The following is a 23,086-nucleotide window of genomic DNA, read 5'->3' as shown; positions in this document are numbered from 1 at the left end:
GAAATTTTCTGTGAAGGGGCTGCAGACCATGCACAAGAAATGGTGGAAAGAAGCAACGGCTTATCAAATTTATCCGCGGAGTTTCATGGACAGCAACGGAGATGGCATCGGCGATTTGCAGGGGATTATCTCCAAGCTGGATTATTTGACGGGCCTCGGCATCCATGTAATCTGGATTTGTCCGACCTATAAATCACCCAATGATGATAACGGGTATGATATTTCCGATTACCAGGACATCATGGATGAATTCGGGACGATGGCGGATTTCGATCAGCTGTTGGATGAAGTCCATGTACGCGGGATGAAGCTGATTCTGGATTTGGTCATCAACCATACGTCGGATGAACATCCCTGGTTTGTGGAATCGCGGTCCAGCAAAGACAGCCCCAAACGGGATTATTATATATGGCGTGACGGCAAGAGCGGCGCGGAGCCGAATAACTGGGAGAGCATCTTTGGCGGGTCTTCCTGGGAGTATGACGAGACTACCGGTCAGTATTTCCTGCACGTTTTCTCGAAGCGCCAGCCTGATCTCAATTGGGAGAATCCCCAGGTTCGCAAGGAGCTTTACAGCATGATAAACTGGTGGCTGGATAAAGGGATTGATGGCTTTCGGGTAGACGCTATATCCCATATTAAGAAAATCCCTGGCCTGCCGGATCTGCCGAATCCGGACCAGCTGGCCTATGTCCCCTCGTTTGAGGGTCATAGGAACCGTGAGGGCATTCATGAGCTGCTGCGGGAGATGAAAGAGGAAACGTTAGACCATTACGACGTAATGACGGTAGGGGAAGCGAGCGGAGTAACCGTGGAAGAAGCCGATCAGTGGGTTGGCGAGGAGAATGGCACGTTCAGTATGATCTTCCAGTTTGAGCATATGCGGCTTTGGGATAAACGTGTTGATGGCGAGCTTGATGTGGTGGAATTAAAGCAAACGCTAACCCGCTGGCAAAAAGGACTTGAAAACCGCGGCTGGAACGCGCTGTTTATTGAGAACCACGACAAGCCGCGTATCGTGTCCACCTGGGGAAATGACAAAACCTATTGGAAAGCCTCCGCTAAAGCGCTGGCGGCGATGTATTTCCTGATGCAGGGCACGCCTTTTATTTATCAGGGACAGGAAATCGGCATGACCAATGTGGAATTTGAGATCGAAGATTATCAAGATGTAGCGATCAGGAATCTTTACCGGCTCGAAACGGCAAACGGCAAAAGTCATGAAGAAATCATGCGGATCATCTGGAAAAACGGCCGAGACAACTCTAGGACGCCGATGCAGTGGAACGGCCGCGAAGCCAATGCCGGTTTCACCACCGGCAAGCCTTGGCTGAAGATCAATCCGAATTACACGGAAATCAATGTGGAGCAGGAGCAGCTTGATCCGGACTCCATCTATTACTTCTATAAACATCTGATCAAGCTGCGCAGTGAATACGAAGCGGCCGTCTACGGCACTTATGACCTGCTGCTGCCGGAACACGAGCAGGTATATGCTTACACCCGCACATTTGGCAATGAAAAGCTGCTGGTAATCAGCAACCTGACAGATAGGAAAGCGGCCATCGAGCTGCCTGAATCTCTGGAGTATACAGCTGCAGGATTGCTGCTCCATAACCTGTTCTCCGAGCAGGTGGCGCTTTCGGAACAAATGGAGCTTGAGCCGTTTGAGAGCCGGGTCTATCATCTCATTGCCCCGGCCGCGGAACCGCAAACTGGAAATATCCCCGCCGGGCACGGAGGGAGCTCTTTGCCTGAATCTTTATGAAGATGCAGATATAAAGGGGCGGACTTTTCTGGAAAACAGCAGCGCTTATTTGTTTGTTCCGCCAGAGGCCGCGCGGCGGTTCTTGCGTCCTTTGAGAAGCAGCAAGCAGATCAGGATCATGGGAACGACGACCTGGAAGACCACATCCACTTTCAGGCTGGGACCAAGCCCGATGGCAAAATGCTGGGCGTATCCCTGTTCAATAAAAGAAGCTCCGAAAATGACCACACCGGCCGGGATCGTCCAGAACCTGGCCGTTTTTTTTGTGATAAAGGCCATGGCCCTAGCAGCGCACAGGAAAAAGACGGTCATTTTCATATACAGTCCGACATACAGCAAAATGCTCAGCAAGATTTCAAGCCGCTCTACGAAACGGAGACTGGAAAGGGAATGCACCGCCTTGAGCATGGGAAACTCGCTGGCAGAAGCGATAGGGGCGCTTAAAACGGCCACAATTACGGAATTAACAAAGATCAGGAATAAGCTGACGATCAGGTAACCGATCAAGGTCTGTTTGACCGGGATGCCTTTATTCTCCCAAAAGGACCAGAACATCAGAAAAACCAGAGTCTGACCGAACGGGAAGGACACGAGATTGGGCACGGCTACCTGAACAATCGGCCAAAATCCGTTCTCCATAACAGGAGCGAGACGGTTAAAATCCATAACTTTCAAAAAAAAGAAAACTGCGATGACCATGGCATACAAAAACAAAACAATCGGAAGCAGCATTTCAGGCAGTCTGAAGACGACATGGATCCCTTTCCAAACTGCATAGCCGCCGGTCATAACAAAAATCAACATGGTCATAAACATGGGGGTAGCCGGTAATAAGATGAGCTTGGTTAATTCCCCCAAGTCGCGGACATTTCGCATGGATTGATAGGCAAAATAAAAGGAATAGGTACCGCCGAGAATGGAGCCTATATAAGGCCCAAATCCGCTGCGCAGCAGGCCTATCCAATCGCGATCGGCGGCCTTGCTTTGAATCCAGAAGAACAGGAAGAGAAGCGGTAATCCCGCAAGGGAACCAACCGCCGTAGCCATCCAAGCATCCTGCCCTGCATGCGAGCCAAGCAGAAATAATGGAGCGCTGCCAATCTCGAATAAGGTGACCATGAAAGTGATTTGCAGAGAAGTGATTTGCTCTTTTTGGGGCTTCATTAGCTTAACCTCCTAACCAATGGACGATGGCTTGACCCACAGGTTTATAAAAATAAAAGTATACGAAAGCAAGGCTCGGATACCACTTCCCGTTGCTCCCCAAAATCCATTCAACGGCGCTCCAAATAAAAAGGAAAGCGAGTACTATTTTTTTATAAACCTGCTTTTTTCCTTTTAATTGTCGGTAGCCTGCGATATATGCGGCCACATAGGCTATAATCAGCAAAATTTCATTGATCATGAAATTTCTGTCCTTCTCTTTATTCTTTTTCGATATTTTTGTAGGATTTACTGCCTAGTCCAAAACGTTCGATTTTTATGGAAACATGGGGCCGAATTTCAATCGCCCTGAACTCTTTATCCCAGCTTCCGGACGCTTTGATTTGTTTCCACCTGCGCGGATATTTCCGGTGGACAAGGGTAGCGAAGCCGGTGGCGTCGGCATTGATTTTTTGCAGGGCGTTCCAGGAGTCCTGAATATAGGAGAGCACCTGCTTATTGATGTTCTGCTCAAGCCGATTAATTTCTCCGGGCTTGTTTAAATCCACATCTCCTGACAACTGAAGCAGCATGCCGCCGCCGCGGATATGGACATCCATGACGAAATGATCGTTTTCCCATTTAGGTTTGACTTTCGTTTTGGAGTGCAGCAGGGAAAACGAGGAGTCTTTTACGTTTTCTTTATTTGGCTCGGAAGCGATAGAGATACTGGCCGTTTTAATCTGATCAGTAAGAAAGGTCAACCCGAAGGCTTCCCTGATCGATAACCAGCCGACCAGCTTGTCCTTTTTCAGCACGCCAAGTCTTCCCAGCTCAAGGCGGCTGGGGAGATCGGTAATTGCAGTTTCCTGCGTCGTATCCATGACTTCTTGACCGCTAAGCTTAATCTCCGGAATGGTTGCGCAGTGGGACTCAGAGGCCAGATTGACGGCTAGTTCAAACATTCTGATTCCCGGGTAGTAGGAGCTTAGGTTGGCTTCCTGCTGCATCATTAATTGTACGCCCGCCCCTTGGTTTTTGGATGATTGCATCAATTGGTCCAGAATATCTCTGCCTTTTCGCCGGCTTATAAAGACATTGACCGTTTCGCGGGCATCCGGTTTGCGCAGAAACAAATCCAGCACTTCCGTGATGCCTTTTCGAGCCATGTTTTCGCTGAAGACGGTCATCCGGGAATGGGCGAAAAAGAGTTGGCGGGTGCTGGTCATACTGCTGCGCGATATAGCTTCCATAATGGACGTTCCTTGTTCGGTGAAGGTCAGAAAAGGAGGCGTATTGGATTCGCCTCCGCTGCCCATCGTGCCTGATGAGGACAGGGGATTGATGACCTGATAAGTAATCGTCCAGCGGTTATCGATCCAATCAAAGGCGGTACCCGAGGAGATTCCGATTTCGTTCAGCTCCCTGTTATCCCAGCAGCCCCCTAAAAGGACTGCCGTCAAAGAAATGCATAGAGCCGTATGCCATTTTTTGGAGCCCAATAAATAAAGCTTATTCACGGCTGCTGAACCCCTTTCGACGAGTTTTCCACTGACGGATATTACTCATGGCATAAATAATTAGTGGAAATATGAAGTTAACCAACATGAATCCGGGAAATTGATTCTCCAAATTGTTTTTGTACAAATGATCCGGGGTGTCCCAGGTATAGTAGGACTCGAGCGAAATGATCAAAGCTAAAGCCAGCAAATAAAAGAGCTGGTTTTCTTTGATCCGTAAGGTTTGCTTAAAACATTCCAACGTCACAAACAGGAAAAAGGACAATTTTATGTAGCTGACAAGTAACCAGTAGGAAACAAACAAAATGTTCAGATTTTCGAAGGCATGTCCTAAGTGGACAAGCCTGGAATAGGTATATCCCGGATAATTTAATACTTTTATATATTCCGGGCCAAAGGCCAGCAGAGTAGGAACGTAAATAATCAATATGATGATACAGGTGAAAGATAAGCTCAGAAAGCCAATAGATCTGGAACGTTCCGGCGATTTGAGATACGGAGCGATATAGAGCAGAAATGACACTTCCGAAACCCAATTGGCGGGTCCTAAACTACCCAGAATAAAATCGTTTGGTGAATGCTCAAAGATCGGCAAAAGCCGGCTGAATTGATTGAAATCAGCGACGCCGGACATATAAATTGGAATAGGTAGGATGTACAGCAGTACCAGGATGGAACTCACGCGGGCCATGACTTCTATACCTTGGCTGGTTATATAAATGCTCACGATCATCATAACCAACAGAATAACGGCAAAAGGCGTTTTTAAAAGTACGTTTTCACTAATAAAGTTGATGCTTTGGCGCAGAACTATGGCGGTTTCCTCTATAAAATGCCCTAGAATCAAAGCCCCCATGAAAGTTGCAACAAACGGAGAGCTTACTTTGCTTATCCATTCTATGTAAGGAGTCCCGTTGCTCTTTTTGATTAAATCGGCGACAAGCAAAACTATGAGGATCCCCAAGCCGGCCGATATGACGATGCTGAAGGGTCCTTCCTGCTCCAGTCTGGTGCTGATAATCGAAGGCAAAACCACGATAGCTGTAGGCACAATGGCATTCACAATCAAGAAGGATGCCTGCAGGGTTCCTATTTTCTGTTTCATGGGGATTGGCCTCCTTTGTTGGATGAGTCATGCTCCAAATTTTCTTTAGACATCTGGGCTTGTCTGTAGGCTTCCTGCTTGGCCGCAAGTTTGGGGCGTATCTTAAGCAGGGAATGAGGAGCCCTGACGAATACATCTTTCAAATAACGGGGGGTCATAGGTGCAACCGGCGACAGATAAGGAACGCCGACCGAGCTAAGCCCCGCCATATGGATCATCAGAAACATCAGGAATGAAGTAATCCCGAATAATCCCAGGACGCTGGCCGCTATCATCATGACAAAACGGATAAGCCTTAGCGCATTGGAGATTACCTGGGAAGGAATCACAAAATTGCATATGGCCGTGAAGGATACGACGATAACCATGGCCGCCGATACCAGGCCGGCCTGTACGGCTGCTTGCCCCAGCACAAGCGCGCCTACGATGGAAACGGCCGGTCCTATGGCTCTAGGCATCCGGACGCCGGCTTCCCTCAGCACGTCAAACGTCAATTCCATGACCAGGGCTTCCACCAGAGCGGGAAAAGGAACCCCTTCCCTTTGCGCGGCGAGGCTCACCAGCAGGGGCGTCGGCACCATTTCCTGATGAAAGGTGGTGATGGCTATATATAAAGCCGGCAGCGTCATGGAAACAAAAAAGGAGACTACCCGGATAAGTCGTAAAAATGAAGCAACATCGTACCGCTGATAATAATCTTCGCTGGACTGAAAAAAACTGAAAAAGGTAGCCGGAGTTAGCAACGCAAAGGGTGTCCCGTCAATCAGGAGGGCGACTTGACCCTCGAGGATGCCTGCTGCTACGGCATCCGGACGTTCGGAGTTTTGTATGGTCGGAAACGGAGTCCATTTTCCGTCCTGGATAAATTCCTCGATATAATTGCTTTCAAGAATAGCGTCTGTTTGTATCCCGTTAAGCCGGCTCCGGACTTCTTTCAGGATCTGATCGTCGGTTATTCCCTTCATATAAACCAACGCGATATTCGTTTGGGTACGTGCCCCGATCTTGTATTCCTCAATCCACAGGTCGGGGGACTTGATTTTTCTGCGCAGCAAGGAAGTTCCGGTCCGGAGGTTTTCGGTAAACCCTTCCTTAGGGCCGCGTACAACCGCCTGTGAAGTGGGTTCGTTGATGCTGCGCATCTGCCAACCGGTGGTATCCATGGAGAGCGCTACTTTATTCCCGTCGATAAAAACGAGGGTATGGCCTTCGAAGAGCATGGAGAATGCGCTTTCGAAGGTTTTGCATTCCTGGAATTGGGTAATGGGAAGCAGCTTTGCCCTCAGGTGTTCGGCAGCGCTTTCCTTTGATTCCTTTCCCTTATATTGAAGGAGCGTATTCGTCAGAGGCTGAAGAATGGATTGGTTGATAATATCTACGTTTATAAGTCCGTCAATATAAACCAAAGCGATAGGAAGGACATCCTCAGAATCCAGCTTTCTCACAACAACGTCCGCGCTTTCTCCTAAACGGTCCAGAAGCTCATTCAGGTTATCTTCCAGAGAGTCTGTAAACGGACGTGAAGAGGGAACGCTATCAGGTCCGGAATTGTTCGATTGACTGGCGATTCCCGGTCTTGATGTACTCATCGTTAATCCTCCTTCATGGGATGTTGGTGTATTATTCCCCGGGCTTCAATTCCTTATTCTTCCTTACAAGGAGAAGGACTCCAAAGACCGCAAGAAAAAACCCACATCCGTTATGTAAGGCACGGATATGGGTTCAATGGTTTGAAGAAGTCTCTTTATTGACGGGTATCTTAGACCGAGCAAGATAGACTTGATTCCGGCCGCCATTTTTGGACCGGTAGAGGGCTTTGTCGGCCGCGCCGAGCATTTCCTCCAGCGTATCACCGTAATGATGGTCCGCGACGCCAAAGCTGGCGGTAATCTGAACCTGCTGCGAAGCTGCTACAAACGGACTGGCTGCGATGCATTCGCGAATCGCTTCGGCCACCTGTCCGGCCTGATCGAGATTTGTGCCGGGCAGACAAATCACAAATTCTTCCCCGCCATACCGCCCGAAGGGTTTCTCTTCGGTAACCAAAGAGCTGCAGATGGCAACGATGTGCCGGAGTGCTTCGTCGCCTGTATCATGACCGTAACGGTCGTTGATGCTCTTGAAATGATCAACATCCAGCAGGATGACGGCCAGCGGTTCGCCGGACTCCTTGCAGGAAGCTAATGCCTGGCGGGCCTTGTCCATCCAGTAACCTCGGTTGTAGATCTCCGTTAAACTGTCCTTGGTCGCCATAAGATGAAGTTTTCTCTGTAGCAGCGTTTGCTCCGTCACATCCGTCAGCTTGACGATTCTGCCGATAAAGCGGCCGCCGTTATTCCTAAGCGGGGTGCAGCGAAGCAGGTAGTGGTACGTTTTCTCTCCAACCTTCCACTCGACTTGATTTTCTGCAGTGGCAGACGCATCAGTGTTCAGAATAAAGTTCAAAGTTTCAGGGCTGCTCTTCTCAAGGAGGGGAGCCAGAGGTTTCCCTATACAGGAAGCGTTCAGCCCATGAATCAACTGTTCTGCTGCCGGATTGTAATCGACCAGCCGCTCAAACAAATCAAGCACCAGCACGCCGTCGCTTAAATGGCCGAATAGGCTTTCCCGGGCAATCGGAGCGGCGGTCAGCATGCCTCTCGACCAAATGGCGATGATATACAGCGTTGAGGTCACGCTCATAACGACGGGGACCGGATCCATGCCGTAAGGCGAAAGGCCGAATAGATACGCCAAAGAAGCAGCAGAAGGCAGGATAATGCCAACCAGCAGGGTCAACATCTGCCATTTGTAATTATGTTTCATGGAGTTCCATTTGGCCAAAATGATACATCCTCCGGCGCATAAGCAGCCAAACGTATAGCTGCCATGTACGATATACCAAGGGCCCATGACAATCTCGGCGGTTGGGAACGGGGCATCTGGATGCAGATACATCTCCCGATACAGCAAGTGATGATAATCGTTAGTTAAAGCCAGCAGGCAGGAAATCGCCGGAATGACGAAGAGCAGCGGCAGCGTTATGCGGTTAAGCAGCTTGTCCAATCCGACAAAATAAAGCACTAAAATGAGGTCAGCCGGGGAAATGAAGGGCAGCCCGATATATTCGATTTTGGTCCAGAAACGAATTTCCTCCAGAGAGCCGCTCGAAAGCTCGACGGCGTAACCAAAGATATAGATAGCTGACGTAATGGCTATAGCGACAAAAGCTTTGGTTCCCTGAAAGTCCGTACGTCTGAAATAGGCGAGGAATGCCAACAGCACGTTGAGGATTCCTGCAAGGGATACGATGACAATGTAATTAGAAATAAATGAGCCCATTTGCCGCTTTGTTCAGCTCCTTGAAAAAGGTAGGGGACAATTTTATACGTTTCTCAATAAATAGTATCACATTTAATTAAAGATGGAAGAAGGCTTCCCGGAAAATGAAAGCTTTGTCTGCTGATTAGTGAAGCTCTTAGGCAGGGCATCACAAGGCAAAGGGCTGCCTGTTGTTATTTTTTGAGCGGAAATGTAACTCAGATGCGGGCGTTTGCGTTATTTAATATAGAAGATACATTTTCTGGGAGTGGAGGGTGATTTATGTTCCAGCTTCGCTTGAAACGTTTCCGGTTAAGCCATGCAGGTTTAGGTTTGACTTATGCAGGTATCGGTTACATCGGCCTGTTTGCGGCTGGTTATTGTAATCATATTTATTGGACCCATCCTATGCTGCAGCACGCGGCGCTAACTTTATATATCGTATCGGTTCTCTTTCTCGCCTGGCGGATTTATGCGAAGGCAGACAAACGGGGAAATAACGCAGCTTTGCTGATGGTTGGACTGGAAGTGATTTCGATCCTGGGTTGTATCCGCTATCCGGTGCTGTTTATCCCTTGGATCGTGCTGGTTCCCTGGATCGCTGCGGGCAAAGCGCATACCAGCCTGAAGGTGATCGGGGGTCTGCTGCATTTGCCGGCTGCCCTGCTGCTGCTTGTCATTCTTATAGTTAGAGTCACAGTCGCTCAGCTTACTTTGGCTGAAGTGGATTCGCCTGATGGGAGGCATATTGCTTGGGTCAAAATGATTAATTTCGGCGCTGCAGGCGGCGGAACCGTTGGAGAGCTGGGGACACGTTATGGCCCATTTGTCCGCACAAAGCAGCTTTACACAGGGCCTTATAGAGAGGAAAGCAAGGTCGAGTGGGAAGGGGACCGTTATTTTACCATTGATGGATTTAAGGTGGATTCACAAAGCAGCAAGCTCGCAAAGGACCACTCATAAAGGAACGCTCGTAAAGGAGCAAAGGAGATAAAGATAAAGGCCAAAGGAGAGAAAGATGCAATGGGGTCTATAGGGACTGTCTAATCGGAGGCTGATTTTAAGGCTCTTTTGTAGTATTGTTAAGAAAAAGTATCGTTATCTAAAAATCCAAAAGGTGGTAGATCGTATGGTTAACAGACCTCTGCCGGAGGAATATCCCGCTTATTATGCCGGTTACATAGCTAAAGTCCCTGACGGGGAAATTACCGATTTGCTGGCGGGCAAGCTGAACGAAGTGGGGGACTGGATCGACGGGCTCCCGGAGGAACTGGGCGAAACCCGTTACGCGCCGGACAAGTGGACGTTTAAAGAAGTGCTGGGCCACATGATCGATACAGAGCGGGTGATGAGCTACCGTTTGCTTTGTGTGGCAAGAGGGGATCAAACGCCGCTGCCCGGCTTTGATGAGAACGAGTATGTGAAGAACGCGGCTGTGGTCAGCAGGACCTTCGAGGAGATCGCCAAGGAGTATACGGCCGTGCGGACCGCAACCTTGACGCTGCTCAGCGGCTTGTCCGAGGAGGCCTGGCCACGGGAAGGGATGGTTAACGGAAATCCTGCCACTGTTCGGGCGCTGGCTTACATCATTGCCGGACATGAACTGCATACGCTGGGGATTTTGAAGGAGCGGTATTTGAAAAAGTAGATTCGGGAATATCGGGCAATCGGAAGATGAATTGAGCGGCAGAGCGACTAGGCGCACGAATAGGTGCGTCTTTTCTTTTGGATATCAAATCCCAATAAAGAACCCCTATCCAGTGTGGATAGGGAATTCCGATTATTCGGTCCTGTTTGATTTGGACAAAGATGAAGGAAACAGGATTTATTTCAACAGCGCGGCATTGGCACCAGCATCAAAAAAGACCGTCTGCCCGTCCTGCAAAATAAAGGCGGATTTGGCTTTCAAATTCTGTCCCTGAACGGTAACATCGTGGTCCGAGAAATTCACAATCACCCTGATATCGTCTCCGTATTGCGCGCTTTGCACCAGCTTGTCGTCGGTCAGAATCTTGAAGCCGGTCATCTCTTGGGTTACGGCGGCCTGGTGCAAAGGAGACCACACCTTCAGGAAACCGGTGATGCTGGATTTCTCCGCATCCCAGGCTGTTTGGTCCAGATGGTACAGGGGAGGGGCGTTATAAAGGAGCTCATACAGCATCCGGTCGGCTTCTTCGCCTTGGATTTTGTAGCTGCCCCATTCCCAATGGTTGGTGGTGATGATGGAATCGTTATAAACCAGCTTGTAGAGCGGGAGGGAATAAGCTGGATCCGTATAAACCTTTGAATACAGTGGTTTGATCGGCACGGCTTTGCCGTAGCGCTCCGGAATGCCGGTCATCGCATAATAGCCGCCCACGTAATAAGGGCTGTCCTTGTTATCGCGCATATCGGGATCGCCCCAGGCAATAATCGGGCTTTCGATGCCCTCCGCAAAAGCGATCACGCCGCTGGCATAGTCGTTGCCGCCTTCGGAGCCAACAACCATCTTCTGATCATTGGCAAAATAGCTGAGCCGCTCCAGCCGCGCCTTCAAATCCTCGGCCTGCGTGGTCGGATGGTCGGCCGAGTAATCGTCGTAAATTTCTCCCGTCGCGTCGCAGTCCACGAACCAGGAGTTATAGCCGATTCCGTCCTGCAGGATGCCTTCGGCGCGTTCCTTGACGCTTGGCATCGCCAGCGTAGGATTCAGCTTGCGTCCCCGGCCGAGGAAGCCGGCCACCTTGGTCCCGTCCGCACGGGTGACGGTGGCTTTGTCATAAAGCGTCGGATCCGGAAACGATGCCGTATTCCAGGAAATATCCGCTTTCTCCTGGATGGAATGATAAGAATCGTAAGGGGCGATGAGATAGCCGTCCTTGACCGCTTCATCGACCATAGCCGGGTTCATCAAGCCGTCCGCCCAATTGGGCAGCCCGATCCAGGCTTTGTCGATGCCGGAGTCGTGCAGCTCCTGGATCAGCCCGGTGGAACCGGCTTGACCCCATTCGCTGATGTCGGACACGGCGTCTCCAAGACTATTTTTCAGAAGCAGCTTGTTTAGGTTGTAGAGCTTCTCCTCACTGAGGTTCTCTACCCCTTGCTGAATAAGGGTGGCGGCGTCCGCGCCGGGATTCGGGAACTGGTCCGCCGCATAGAAATCCCGCATTTTCAGCGCCTGGTTGATGGCGTTCAAAATGACCTTTTTTTGATAGTTGTCCACGTAATCCTGACCGGAAATATCGGTCAGCGTTTGGGACAGCTCGCTGCTGCCGTCGGCCGTTTCGCCCATCAAATGCACGAGCCATGGCCCCAGCCTGGACGCCAGCACGTTTCTGAGCTTGGGCCATTTGACGTCATCGGCCGTCAGCAGCTGTTCGCTCCAGAGATAAATTTGCGGGGCGCCGTACAGCTTGCGGATATTCGGGTTTTGAGCGGCTTTTTGCTCCAACGTGACGAAACCGCCGTTTTCCGCTACATAATTTTTGTAAGGCAACACGATCTGCTGCGGATCGCTGTTCGTCACGTACAGACGGAAGCCGTAGCTTTTGTCCGGATTAATCGCCGGGAAGTCGTGTGTGAACTGAAAATGCAGCGAAGGTGAAGCGGAGAAATGAACCTCGTCGTTATATTTGTTGGTGACTACGTAAACCATGGAGAAAGCTTTGTTGTTCAAGGCGAAAAAGTCCATGGAAAACGACTCGCTGAATGTATAAGTCTGGTCGTTCAGAAACGTCTGCCAATCTTTATCGTCCGCCGGAATTTGTTTCCCTTCGCCGAGCGGCAGCGTATAGCTGTCCGACTGAACCACCGGCCACTGGAATTTGGCGGCGCCGGCCGACTTCAGCTGAATATCCAGATAATTGCTTTGTTTGGTGATGCTGATATCCATCTGGCCGGGGTAAGTCCAGGAAACGGAATCCTCGGTTTTGACCAGATTCGTAACCTTGGTTTTGGGCAGGGGCAGGGAAGCCGGCTCCCGGACGCCGTCCTTGATGAGGGTCAGCGCAAAGGTTTCGGGGTCTACCTCGAAATCAAACGGTTCCCCTGCCGGAACTACGGCCGCTTTCGCCTGCTCGATATGGCCCGCAGCCAAGACCGCCGGCAAAGCCTGGCCGGCTTCGCCGCCGCTTGCGCATCCGGCCAGCATAACCGCCATAAGGGCCGCGGATGCCAGCCATGCAAATTTGTGTTTCATCGTTTATTCCTCCAATCCTGATTTTGAAAAACAGGGCCATTGTAAGGGCATAATGTTACAGCAATGTGCCAAACACGGAGGGAAAAGCCAAATCAGAAATGTCATACTGTTGTAACATACATCTTGTATATTGAAAAAGCGCTAAAACAATAGGCTGTATCTTAGCTGTATCTTAAGTAGAAATAAGGGCTGAAGGAAGCCATAAAGGTGGGGGAGGCATGAACCTGCTGCTGGCGGAAGACGAAGCGTTGATGCTGCAGATTTTGAAGAGTTATTTCATCAAAGAAGGTTTTAATGTATATACGGCTCGGGACGGAGAAGAGGCGTTGGAGCTTTTTTATAATCATCAGATAGATCTGGCCGTTTTGGACTGGATGATGCCAGGACTTAGCGGCGTAGAGGTATGCCGGGAAATCAAAAACACGAGCCGCACCAAGGTGCTGCTGCTTACGGCAAAAGGCGAGGCGGATGAAGAACTGTATGCTTTAAACGCCGGTGCTGACGAATATGTGCGCAAACCGTTTGATCCCCGAATTCTACTGGCCAGAGCCCGCAAGCTGCTGAATATGGACGCTCAGATCCGAATCGGAAAGCTTGTGGTGGATCTGGAGGGACAAAAAATTTTTCGGGAGGGCCGGGATCTGCAAGCCACGTCGAAGGAATTTCAGCTAATGAAATATTTGGCGCTCAATAAAGGGCAGATCGTGACCCGCAAAATGCTGCTGGACCAGGTATGGGGATTTGATTACTTTGGGGACGAGCGTACGGTGGATACGCATATCCGCAGACTGAGGGAGAAAATCGGAGAGCGCTGGATCAAAACTTACCGGGGCATGGGGTATTCCTTGGAGGACGGTCCAATCGGAGAGAAGCTGGATAACCCGCGGGGAGACAGCCCCGATGAGTAAGTTAACCCGGAAGCTTGTAACACGGATTACGCTGGCGCTGTGCGCTGTTTTTATCCTTACGTTTGCCGTGAATACTTATTTTCTGCCGAAATATTTCTTATATCAGAAGAAAGTGAAGCTGGCGGAGCTGACCAACGAGCTGGCGAGTCTGGCGGGGGCGCAACCGAATGCAGACGGATTGACCCTGGCGGATCGCATCCAGCAGGTAGAGGCGGACAACGAGGTGACTGTTGTTTATGCGCCTTTATCGGAAAGCCTGAATGACCTCAACAGCGACATTCTGCTTCAGCTAAACCGGAAAGGGATCGCTTTAAGCAAGTTTTGGCTGAGTGAGGAAAGTCTGGCACAGCTGCATGAAGGCCGGCAGGTCAACAAAATTTATGATCAGACCAAGCTGAAGTCCAGCTTTCTGGTTAATTTTGTACCGCTGGCTGGCAACGTCGTTGCGATAGGGGAGTCTATTTCTTATTCCTCGGAAACCATTGGTATCATCAATCGGTTTAATTGGTATATTTGGGCGGGTATGCTGCTGCTGTTGATTCTGCTGTCGGCTTTATATACGGCCCGAATCGTAAAGCCGTTGGCCAAGCTGAGCGAAACCGCCAAATCGATTGCCGATTTGACTTTTATTCATGCGGATGTCCGCACGGGAGACGAAATTGAATCCCTTGCGGACAGCATCAACCGGATGAGCGATAAATTGAAAAAGACGCAGCGTTCTCTGGAGGCCAGAAACGCCAATCTGCGAACATTCATTGCCGATGTCTCCCATGAATTAAAGACTCCGCTTGCCCTGATCCAGGCTTACGCTGCCGGGATACAGGATGGTTTGGACGATGGAACCTATCCGGAAGTCATCCGGCGCCAAACGGAGGAAATGGCGGGCATGATCGACAGGCTGCTTGAGCTGTCCAAGCTGCAGACAGAGTCGTATGAACTTCAACCGACTGAATTCCATTCGCTGCTGATCGAAACCCTGGAGAATTACCAAGTTGCTTTCCGGCAGCGGGGACTGGGTTTAATGGTGGAGGATGTCCTGCCTCCGGAGGTTTGGGTTATGGCGGACCAGCACAAGCTGGAATCGGTCCTGCACAATCTGCTGTCCAATGCGCTGAAATATTCGGAAGGCAATCGGGTGGAGGTTTTGGCGGAAGTGCGGTCGGAGCAGGTGCATTTCCGGATCGCCAACCGGGCAGATACGAGGGATGAAGCCAGATGGGAGCGGATTTGGGAGCCGTTTTTCGTTATGGAGGAATCCCGCAGCAAACATTTGAGCGGCACCGGGCTGGGATTGTCGATTACCGGTACGATCCTGCTGAAACATCAGGCGGCCTACGGGCATGAGGCCGGGAATGGCAGGGTGGAGTTTTATTTTTCACTGCCGGTTTTGCCCGGTTCTTGATAGAGGGATAAGAAAGAGGAGCAGTCCGTCAAGTGCGGGATCTGCTCCTCTTTCTTATGGTATACCTTTTATTATCTTAATGGACCCGGAAGGCTTGGAATACGGAAGGCCGCCGATTACTCCGTTTCATCCTCAGGTTTGGCCTTGGCCGCATGTAAAGCGACAGGGGCTCCGCCGTTCTCCACCAAATGCCGGAGCAAGGACAGTTTGTTATCCCAATACTGCTCGTAGAAGGATACCCATTCTTTGACTTCCATCAGTCCCCCGGCTTCCAGCTTGTAGCGGGATTCACGCCCGACCTTCTGCACGCTGACCAAATTCGCATCGGACAAAATCCGCAGATGTTTGGAAACTGCCGTTCGTGTCATAGGGAAGTGCTCGCAGATTTCGTTCACTGGCATTTCCTTACCGGCAAGAAGTTTAAGCAGCTTGCGTCTGCTAGGATCGGAGATGGCATGAAAAACGTCGTGTTTCGCAGCGGACGAAGTCATTACTGCTCCACCAACGACTGCAATTTGGCGACAAGTCCATTCCAGCCTTGGGCCATATTCGGCTGCACGACCGGATGCGGCTGGCCGAATTCGGTAACCTTGTCCGCGTCCCAGCCTTTATGGTACAGATGAAATTCGGTCTGCCCGCCTAGATCCTTCAATTCAAAAGTGACGCTCCAGTCCTTGCCCCAATTAAAGGTAAGAAGGGTCGGAGGGATAAGCTCCGTAACCTTGCATGGTGAGTCACCGTAAGGGCCGGCTTTCAGAACGAATTCATGACCCAGCACCGGTTCGAAGGTATTGGGCATAAACCAGGCGGCGATGCCTTCAGATGTGGCTACGGCCACCCATACTTTTTCGATAGGGGCTTTAAAGACAGCTGTTTTGTGGACTACGGGAGTGAAAGCTTGCTGATTCTCTGACATGGAATAACCTCCATTACTATTCAAAATACTAAACAAACTCATCAACAACGAAAATAGAAACCTAACGGTGTCCTATTGAGATCATAAGAAACCGATTGGTTTCATGTCAAGGGTGTCTTTCTTCATTTTCAGCTAGAAGGTTGGATGCAGCAACTAGAATGGGGCGACCCGGCATTAAAGGTTGACAAGAGACTTCTTTTGAATTAATCTTTAATTAAAGATAATTATTATAAAGATTTTTGAGATTGAGTTAATTTGAAATAACCCAATTTATTCTAAAGGAGAGATTTATCATGAGTATGAAGACGGCCGGTATCCACCACATTACAGCTTTTGCCGGAGACCCGCAGGGGAATGTTGATTTCTATGCTGGAGTTCTCGGACTTCGCCTAGTGAAGAAAACGATCAATTTTGACGCGCCGGAGATCTACCATTTGTATTTCGGCAATGAAGGCGGATCGCCCGGAACGATCATTACCTTCTTCCCGGCTCCCGGTTCCCGCAGAGGGCAGATCGGCGGCGGACAAGTGGGGATCACCACTTATGTTGTCCCTTCCGGTGCACTCCCATTCTGGGAGGAACGGCTCCGCAAGTTTGGTATTTCGGTGATGAAGGCTTCGCGTTTTGGCGAAGAATACCTGCAGTTTTCCGATAATGAAGGGTTGAAGCTGGAGCTTGTCGAACGGGAAGCAGGTCCGGCCAGCAACTGGACATTTGGCGGAGTTCCTGCCAATAAAGCGATTAAGGGATTTGGCGGGGTTGTGTTGTACAGCGGAAATTCCCAGGCTACAAGAAAAGTATTGACGGACGTGCTGGGCATGACGGAAATAGGTGAGGAGAACGGGTTCATCCGCTTCAAGGCTGAAGGAGAGCTGGGCAATCTCATCGATGTGCCGGCAGCCAACGTACCTTGGGGAGCAGGCGGGGCGGGTACCGTGCACCATATTGCCTGGAGAGCGCAAGACTATGAAGAACATCTGGAATGGAATCGTGAGGTATCGAAGCACGGCTTCCGGACAACGGGCATTGTGGAGCGCCAATACTTCAAAGCCCTGTATTTCCGGGAAGAAGGCGGCATCCTGTTTGAAATTGCCACAGATCCTCCGGGTTTCGCAACCGACGAGCCGGCTGATGAACTGGGCCTGGAGCTGAAGCTTCCTGACTGGTATGAACCTCACCGGGAGGCTATCGAGGCGAATTTGCTGCCTATCGAAGTCAGAGTATTGAAGGAGGATCAACAATGAAGCATGTATTTGTGAAAGGAAGCAATCCGGCTGCCCCTGCCTTTGTAATGTTCCATGGGACCGGAGGCAATGAACACGATCTGCTGCCGATTGCGGAAATGATTTCACCGGGCTCTTCTGTGCTCGGACTGCGCGGAAATGTGCTGGAGAACGGTATGCCGCGTTTCTTCAGACGGCTGGCAGAAGGTGTTTTTGATGAGCAGGATCTGATTGCCCGGACGGATGAGGTGATGGCTTATTTGGACGAAGCGGCGAAAGAGTACGAATTTGACCGCAGCAACCTTGTTGCGGTAGGATATTCCAACGGAGCGAATATCATTGCCAGTCTACTGTTTCAGTATGCTTCGGCCGTTAAAGGGGCGATACTCTTTCATCCGATGGTCCCGCGCAGAGGTATCGAGCTGCCGGCATCGCCGGGGCTGCCGGTCTTTATCGGGGCTGGAACTAACGATCCATTGGTCCGTACCGCAGAAACGGAAGAACTGACAGGACTGCTGGAAGGAACCGGAGCCGATGTGACCGTCCATTGGGGGAATCAGGGGCACCAGCTGTCCAGAGCTGAAGTAGAAGCAGCGCAAGCCTGGTATAACGAGCAATTTGTTAAATGACGCCATTTATTAAAAGAGAAGAGGATAAAGGAGCATCGCTATGATATCCATAGATCCGAACGGGCAGCAGGAACAGGACAACTATAAGCTGCTGATCGGCAGCATCATTCCAAGGCCGATTGCTTTTGTTACGACTATAGGGGAAGATGGAACCGTAAATGCCGCACCGTTCAGCTTCTTCTCGGTTGTTTCGAGTTCTCCGCCGCTGCTGTCGGTTTCCGTAGGGCGCAAGGGCGGAGTCATGAAAGACACGGCACGCAACACGGTTAACCGCGGGGAACTGGTCATTCATATTGTAGATGAGGACTTGGCTGTGGAGATGAACAAAACGGCAGCTCCGCTTCCTCCGGAGCAAAGCGAGCTGGACTTGACGGCCCTGACAACGGTGCCGAGCAAGAAAGTGTCGGTTCCCGGAATCCGGGAAGCCAAGATCCGGATGGAATGCGTGCTTGAGCAGCATATTCCGATTCGGAGAGGCAGCGCTGCTGGATTGGGCACCGACAAAGCCGAAGCAGAAGCTGAATTAGAGGACCTAACGTCCGAAGAAACGGTATGCGATCTGCTGCTTGTCCGGGTGGTTCAGTTCCATTTTGACGAAGAGATATACCGGGACGGCTATATCGAAGCTGCGGCTTTGAAGCCGGTCAGCCGATTGGCGGGCGATGATTACGCGGGGCTTGGCGATATTTTTACCTTGATTAGACAACGTTAGAGGTGAGGTTATGCCGGATTTTGAACAGGGGCAAAGAGCGGCGGAGCAGGATGGGGATTATCAGGATTCCCTGAAGCTGTTTATTGTGCTCTCCAAGGCTTACCGTTCCTTAATGGACCGGGCAGTCAAAGATATGAAGCAATACGGGCTTACGGCCTCGGAATTTACGATCCTGGAAGTGCTGTACCACAAAGGCAGCTATCCGCTGCAGCAGATCGGGGAGAAGGTGCTGATCACAAGCGGCAGCATGACTTACAACATCGACAAACTGGAGAAGCGGGGACTGCTGAAAAGAGTGCCCAGCGCGTCTGACCGCCGCGTCATTCTTGCCGAATTAACGGATGCGGGACGCGAGCTGTTCGACGATATTTTCCCGAGACATGCGGCATTTGTAGACTCTATGATGCCTGGCCTGACCCGGGAGGAGAAGCAGGCGTTAACCGAGCAGTTGAAGAAGCTGGGGAAAAACGCGGCGGGAACGCTGTAGTTTCTTTGTATTCCATTGCGGCCCCATCGCTTGGGCTTTGCGGCAGCAGGTGAAGCTGGTTAACATCATCGGATGTTAATCAGCTTTTTTTGTCTGTGTAAATATTTTGCACAATTCAGTTGACAACCATTTAATATTGTGTAAAATATAGTTGTGAGCAATCGAAGGGCGAAAGAATCTGAAACTCATCCAGCTTGTGGCGGCTCCCCAACCGGCTGCCTTAGCTAAGATGAAAGAGATGGAGTTCTTCAACCATATAAGTTGTGCGCAATATTATTTTGAAGAGCGGTTTTGTGCCGCCATCATTAAGGGAGGATTTTTTACATGAACAAGAAATTCAAAGCGAAGAAGCAGCTTCTTGCTGCAGGCCTGGCTGCTTTTATCCTGCTGTCCGGTTATGGAACTGATGCTTTTGCAGCCAATAAGATTGTCCTTGAGCCAGAAGCGCAGAAATTTGTGGAGGATACAGCCAACCCGCCGTATCTGTTTGATTTAGGACCAGAGGAAGGCCGCAAAGCGGTAGACGCCGTTCAGGACTCTTCGATCAGCAAACCTCCGGTGGATATTCAAACTTTGACGATTCCTGGCGGACCGACAGGTTCCGTTTCGATCGAAATCGTTCGGCCTAAATATAAACCGGCCCATCTGCCTGTTATTTTGTATACCCATGGCGCAGGCTGGGTGTTCGGCAATGCCCATACCCATGATCATCTGATTCGGGAATTGGCTGTGGGCTCCACTTCTACTGTAGTATTTGTTAATTACAGTCTTTCTCCGGAAGCCCGTTATCCGGTTGCGATTGAGCAGGTGTATACCGCTTTGCAATGGGTAGCTGATAAAGGCTGGGACTATGGTCTTGATCCAAGCCGCATCACGGCAGCCGGCGACAGCGTTGGCGGCAACATGACGGCTGCCCTTACGCTGATGGCGAAAGATCGCAAAGGTCCGGAAATTCAGAAACAAATGCTTTTCTATCCGGTAACGGATGCTTCCTTTGATACCGATTCCTACCACCAGTTCTCAACCGGCTATTTCCTTCGCCGTGACGGCATGCAGTGGTTCTGGGATCAATACACAACTGACCCGGCGCAAAGAGCCGAGAAATATGCTTCACCGCTGCGTGCCAGTGTGGATGAACTGAAAGGTCTGCCTGAAGCGTTGGTGATTACCGCTGAAGCTGACGTGTTGCGGGATGAAGGCGAAGCTTATGCCGCCAAACTTCGTGAAGCGGGTGTTCGCGTAACGGCGGTTCGGTTCGAAGGCATTACCCATGACTTTATGATGCTGAACGCTTTGGCTGATACAGCTTCTGCGCAAGGTGCGCTGCTGCTGGCGAACGCTTGGGTGCGTCAATAAGGAAAGCTGCCTCGATAGCCAGGCCGATAGCCGGGCCGATAAATAGGCAAATGCCCAGATTAAAGGTTTCAAATTCCGCCCAATTCCGGCTGTTCCCCACAATAGCCTAAGGAATGGGTGTTAATGGGAGCCCTCATCCGTCAGGATGGGGGTTCCTTTTTTTTGGAGGGAAGGAAGTGCCGAGGATATGGTGTAAAAAGAGTTTGACATTAGACTGAGCTGATTTTATACTTGTGTCAAAATCTTTTTACATATTTAACTGATGTGAAAGTCAAGGTGCCGAAGTTGAAGAATACAATTAGAACCTTACGCAAAGAGCTGAAGCTCTCTCAGGAAGAACTGGCCCGCCAATGCGGCGTTACCAGGCAGACCATTAATGCCATTGAGAATGAGAAATACGACCCAACGCTCGCTCTGGCGTTCAAGCTGTCGATTCAGCTTCAAACCAGGGTGGATGAGTTGTTTAGTTATGAGGAGGAGAAGAAATGAAATTACCTTTCTTGCGCCGAGCTGATGAAATGGAGCAGTATCAAAGCGATCAGTCCGCCAAATACGGGTTTATTTTCTATACCGTTGCCCTGCTGGTCTGGGCTTTGTATGACTGGATCTCAACAGGAGATTCCGGTTGGCAGTTCTCGATTTTACTCGTCGGCTGTGCGGTTTATTTCTGGTCAAGAGCCATTTATAACCGCAGGATGAGTAAGTAGGCAGGGCAGACTTCAGGCTCTGATTCAGGCGAATAGAAGGGAATATGTTTATGCGTTTGATCAAGATAGGCGTTCCGGTTGTTCTGATCCTTATGCTGGCTGCTTTCCTCTGGTATACCTGGCCAAAACAAATTGATATGACGTTAGAAGGAATTCAATATCAGCTGGGAGAGGAACATGCCGATTATGCCCGGCCTGTCCAGGTCCGGATTGAAGGGGAAATTCAGCGCAGATTAACAAAACCGCCTATATTTACGGGAAAAATGGACACGGGTGAGGTGAACGGGGTGAACCCTTTCCAGCAGGACATTCCACATCTGAAAGTCCGGTTGTCCCGTTCCGATCCGGATTGGCTGCAATCGATCCGATTGGACCAAGGCCAGATTCAGAGAAGAATGATCGGTTCGCTGTACAGTACGCCGACTATGAATCAGCTGACAATCACTCTGATGCATGACAATCAAGGGGAAGAGACCGGCTGGAGCAGCTCGGACGGATTTATGATTTCGGCTCCGGCACATACCCGGGAGGAAGCACTAGAGATCAGCAAGGCATTAATGAAGGACACGCTGGACGGGTATGAATTGAAGTAGAGGGCTTTTCAATCTTGTTCGTTTATAGAGAAATAATAGGGAAAGAGGGGGCTGATTGCATATGTCCGGACAGCAGGACTGGTTTGACCCCGATTATCCTTCCTTCACACTAACCCGAAAAACTGTCTCCCACATCCCTCGGATTAAGGCCAATTTCCTTTGTGAAGCTTGGCCGGTTGAAGTATTCGGTCAGCCCATTCCTGTCCGCAGGCAAAATGCCTACAGGCACATGCAGATCGAAGCCAGGCTGCTGTTCCTGTTTGGAAGGACATTTCGCGAACAGGTGATAGAGCTTAAAAGACAAGGTTTAAAGAAGGAGCCCGCTTTTTCCAGGCTGCTGTGGCTGGACCTGATGCACGGGATTGATCCTTATCAGGCTCTGTTAGAACTCGAGGGATGGAGCGACGAAAGTTTAATCGCGCTGAACGACAAAAATCACTGAGCGTTGGCATTGGCCCATAATTCCGGACACGGATCATGCAGGTTTTTATGTATTGTTATTAGGTGCTGGGTTATTCTGATCTGTTGCTGATAGAGTCTAAGGTTGTCCTTCAAGCGGAGCCCATTTTCGCGGCCCATTTGCTCATTTTCTCCCCCAATAGCCGGGTCAGTTCTCCGTCTTGGTCACTCAGTTTATGGAACATGGCGAGCGCGACGAGGATAACATCCACGCATTCCTCTTTCACATCTTCTAAACCTAACTGCTTATAGCCGCTTCCGCTGGCATTTAAAGCAGACAAGACAGCTTGGGAGGTTTCCCCGGCTTCTTCGGAAAGTTTAAGGGCCATTTGCTCCAGCGTTTTGGGTTCCTTCCGGCTGAGCTGTTTGATTTCATTGAACAGCTGCTCAAGCTGCGGGGTTTGTTCTAGTTTCTCCATCGGTATCAAGTCCTTTCCTGATAGTATTAAATGTATTTTACTCGAAACGAAGCAGATGGTGAACTGTTTTCTGGTCGCGGGAAAGAGCTTGGCCCGGTGATCGAGCGAATGGGACTTCCGCTGTGATTTTAGCCATAAATCTCCTAAAACCTAGGACTATAGTACAAAGTTGAATAGATTTACATAAACATGCACCTCTCCTAATTTTTCCGTGATAGGATAATAGACGATAAAGTGGACGACCTTTGTCCGCCGATCCATT

The 23,086-nt window shown here is 50.1% G+C and carries 24 protein-coding genes; 14 read left to right on the top strand and 10 right to left on the bottom strand.

Annotation, left to right across the window (positions count from 1 at the left end; translation table 11 throughout):
• Positions 1–28 precede the first annotated feature (28 nt).
• On the top strand, positions 29–1,768 hold the full coding sequence (locus CBE73_RS11055) for a glycoside hydrolase family 13 protein (protein WP_094094270.1): 1,740 nt from the start codon (positions 29–31) through the stop codon (positions 1,766–1,768).
• A 45-nt stretch (positions 1,769–1,813) separates the two neighbouring features.
• Here the strand turns inward: CBE73_RS11055 and CBE73_RS11050 are convergent, their stop codons facing one another.
• The 6 genes from CBE73_RS11050 to CBE73_RS11025 all read right to left on the bottom strand — a co-directional run bounded on the left by CBE73_RS11050 (position 1,814) and on the right by CBE73_RS11025 (position 8,857).
• Positions 1,814–2,932 (bottom strand): GerAB/ArcD/ProY family transporter, encoded by a 1,119-nt coding sequence (locus CBE73_RS11050; RefSeq protein ID WP_094094269.1) that lies wholly within the window; start codon positions 2,930–2,932, stop codon positions 1,814–1,816.
• 4 nt (positions 2,933–2,936) lie between these two features.
• A complete protein-coding gene (locus CBE73_RS11045; protein ID WP_094094268.1) occupies positions 2,937–3,173 on the bottom strand; it encodes a hypothetical protein in 237 nt (78 codons plus the stop codon).
• Between the two features lie 19 nt (positions 3,174–3,192).
• The gene (locus CBE73_RS11040; protein WP_094094267.1) at positions 3,193–4,431 is read right to left on the bottom strand and encodes a Ger(x)C family spore germination protein; all 1,239 of its coding nucleotides are present in this window, start codon (positions 4,429–4,431) and stop codon (positions 3,193–3,195) included.
• The gene (locus CBE73_RS11035) at positions 4,424–5,536 is read right to left on the bottom strand and encodes a GerAB/ArcD/ProY family transporter (protein WP_094094266.1); all 1,113 of its coding nucleotides are present in this window, start codon (positions 5,534–5,536) and stop codon (positions 4,424–4,426) included. Before CBE73_RS11035 ends, CBE73_RS11040 begins: the two co-directional genes overlap by 8 nt.
• Positions 5,533–7,125, bottom strand: a complete 1,593-nt coding sequence (locus CBE73_RS11030; RefSeq protein ID WP_094094265.1) for a spore germination protein — start codon at positions 7,123–7,125, stop codon at positions 5,533–5,535. The genes CBE73_RS11035 and CBE73_RS11030 overlap by 4 nt, the downstream gene beginning before the upstream one ends.
• Before the next feature lie 133 nt (positions 7,126–7,258).
• Complete coding sequence (locus CBE73_RS11025; RefSeq protein WP_094094264.1) at positions 7,259–8,857, bottom strand: histidine kinase N-terminal 7TM domain-containing protein; 1,599 nt, start codon at positions 8,855–8,857, stop codon at positions 7,259–7,261.
• Positions 8,858–9,118: 261 nt separating this feature from the next.
• Between CBE73_RS11025 and CBE73_RS11020 the strand changes: the two genes are divergently transcribed.
• Together CBE73_RS11020 and CBE73_RS11015 are read left to right on the top strand one after the other, a co-directional pair.
• A complete protein-coding gene (locus CBE73_RS11020; protein ID WP_094094263.1) occupies positions 9,119–9,799 on the top strand; it encodes a hypothetical protein in 681 nt (226 codons plus the stop codon).
• 166 nt (positions 9,800–9,965) lie between these two features.
• Entirely contained in the window at positions 9,966–10,484 is a 519-nt protein-coding gene (locus tag CBE73_RS11015) for a DinB family protein (protein ID WP_094094262.1), read from the top strand.
• A 177-nt stretch (positions 10,485–10,661) separates the two neighbouring features.
• On the opposite strand, the gene CBE73_RS11010 is transcribed toward CBE73_RS11015, so the two are convergent.
• A complete protein-coding gene (locus CBE73_RS11010) occupies positions 10,662–13,013 on the bottom strand; it encodes a glycoside hydrolase (RefSeq protein ID WP_094094261.1) in 2,352 nt (783 codons plus the stop codon).
• A 218-nt stretch (positions 13,014–13,231) separates the two neighbouring features.
• Here CBE73_RS11010 and CBE73_RS11005 point away from each other — a divergent pair, with 218 nt between their 5' ends.
• Together CBE73_RS11005 and CBE73_RS11000 are read left to right on the top strand one after the other, a co-directional pair.
• Complete coding sequence (locus tag CBE73_RS11005) at positions 13,232–13,921, top strand: response regulator transcription factor (protein WP_094094260.1); 690 nt, start codon at positions 13,232–13,234, stop codon at positions 13,919–13,921.
• The gene (locus CBE73_RS11000; protein ID WP_094094259.1) at positions 13,914–15,323 is read left to right on the top strand and encodes a sensor histidine kinase; all 1,410 of its coding nucleotides are present in this window, start codon (positions 13,914–13,916) and stop codon (positions 15,321–15,323) included. The genes CBE73_RS11005 and CBE73_RS11000 overlap by 8 nt, the downstream gene beginning before the upstream one ends.
• A gap of 116 nt (positions 15,324–15,439) precedes the next feature.
• On the opposite strand, the gene CBE73_RS10995 is transcribed toward CBE73_RS11000, so the two are convergent.
• Both CBE73_RS10995 and CBE73_RS10990 read right to left on the bottom strand, forming a co-directional pair.
• On the bottom strand, positions 15,440–15,814 hold the full coding sequence (locus CBE73_RS10995; RefSeq protein ID WP_094094258.1) for an ArsR/SmtB family transcription factor: 375 nt from the start codon (positions 15,812–15,814) through the stop codon (positions 15,440–15,442).
• Positions 15,814–16,239 carry an SRPBCC family protein gene (locus CBE73_RS10990; protein ID WP_094094257.1) on the bottom strand — a complete coding sequence of 142 codons (426 nt, stop codon included), beginning with the start codon at positions 16,237–16,239 and terminating at the stop codon, positions 15,814–15,816. The genes CBE73_RS10995 and CBE73_RS10990 overlap by 1 nt, the downstream gene beginning before the upstream one ends.
• 293 nt (positions 16,240–16,532) lie before the next feature.
• Here CBE73_RS10990 and CBE73_RS10985 point away from each other — a divergent pair, with 293 nt between their 5' ends.
• From CBE73_RS10985 to CBE73_RS10945, 9 genes are all read left to right on the top strand, one after another.
• The gene (locus CBE73_RS10985) at positions 16,533–17,483 is read left to right on the top strand and encodes a ring-cleaving dioxygenase (protein WP_094094256.1); all 951 of its coding nucleotides are present in this window, start codon (positions 16,533–16,535) and stop codon (positions 17,481–17,483) included.
• Complete coding sequence (locus CBE73_RS10980) at positions 17,480–18,091, top strand: alpha/beta hydrolase (protein ID WP_094094255.1); 612 nt, start codon at positions 17,480–17,482, stop codon at positions 18,089–18,091. The genes CBE73_RS10985 and CBE73_RS10980 overlap by 4 nt, the downstream gene beginning before the upstream one ends.
• A gap of 40 nt (positions 18,092–18,131) precedes the next feature.
• Positions 18,132–18,803, top strand: coding sequence for a flavin reductase family protein (locus tag CBE73_RS10975; RefSeq protein WP_094094254.1), 672 nt, complete (start codon positions 18,132–18,134; stop codon positions 18,801–18,803).
• A 10-nt stretch (positions 18,804–18,813) separates the two neighbouring features.
• Positions 18,814–19,290 (top strand): MarR family winged helix-turn-helix transcriptional regulator, encoded by a 477-nt coding sequence (locus CBE73_RS10970; RefSeq protein ID WP_094094253.1) that lies wholly within the window; start codon positions 18,814–18,816, stop codon positions 19,288–19,290.
• A gap of 324 nt (positions 19,291–19,614) precedes the next feature.
• Positions 19,615–20,646 carry an alpha/beta hydrolase gene (locus CBE73_RS10965; RefSeq protein ID WP_094094252.1) on the top strand — a complete coding sequence of 344 codons (1,032 nt, stop codon included), beginning with the start codon at positions 19,615–19,617 and terminating at the stop codon, positions 20,644–20,646.
• A 285-nt stretch (positions 20,647–20,931) separates the two neighbouring features.
• A complete protein-coding gene (locus tag CBE73_RS10960; RefSeq protein ID WP_174704808.1) occupies positions 20,932–21,135 on the top strand; it encodes a helix-turn-helix transcriptional regulator in 204 nt (67 codons plus the stop codon).
• Positions 21,132–21,353, top strand: a complete 222-nt coding sequence (locus tag CBE73_RS10955) for a hypothetical protein (protein ID WP_174704706.1) — start codon at positions 21,132–21,134, stop codon at positions 21,351–21,353. Before CBE73_RS10960 ends, CBE73_RS10955 begins: the two co-directional genes overlap by 4 nt.
• Before the next feature lie 50 nt (positions 21,354–21,403).
• Positions 21,404–21,946: a hypothetical protein gene (locus CBE73_RS10950; protein ID WP_094094251.1), complete on the top strand. Its 543-nt coding sequence runs from the start codon at positions 21,404–21,406 to the stop codon at positions 21,944–21,946.
• A 61-nt stretch (positions 21,947–22,007) separates the two neighbouring features.
• Positions 22,008–22,388 carry a DUF4269 domain-containing protein gene (locus tag CBE73_RS10945; protein WP_094094250.1) on the top strand — a complete coding sequence of 127 codons (381 nt, stop codon included), beginning with the start codon at positions 22,008–22,010 and terminating at the stop codon, positions 22,386–22,388.
• Positions 22,389–22,497: 109 nt separating this feature from the next.
• Here the strand turns inward: CBE73_RS10945 and CBE73_RS10940 are convergent, their stop codons facing one another.
• Positions 22,498–22,824 carry a MazG-like family protein gene (locus tag CBE73_RS10940; RefSeq protein ID WP_094094249.1) on the bottom strand — a complete coding sequence of 109 codons (327 nt, stop codon included), beginning with the start codon at positions 22,822–22,824 and terminating at the stop codon, positions 22,498–22,500.
• Between the last annotated feature and the right edge of the window lie 262 nt (positions 22,825–23,086).

This window comes from Paenibacillus physcomitrellae, from assembly GCF_002240225.1.
Classification (GTDB): domain Bacteria; phylum Bacillota; class Bacilli; order Paenibacillales; family Paenibacillaceae; genus Fontibacillus; species Fontibacillus physcomitrellae.
Note: the sequence above shows the minus strand (reverse complement) of the source record. Positions and strands in the feature narration are given on the sequence as shown.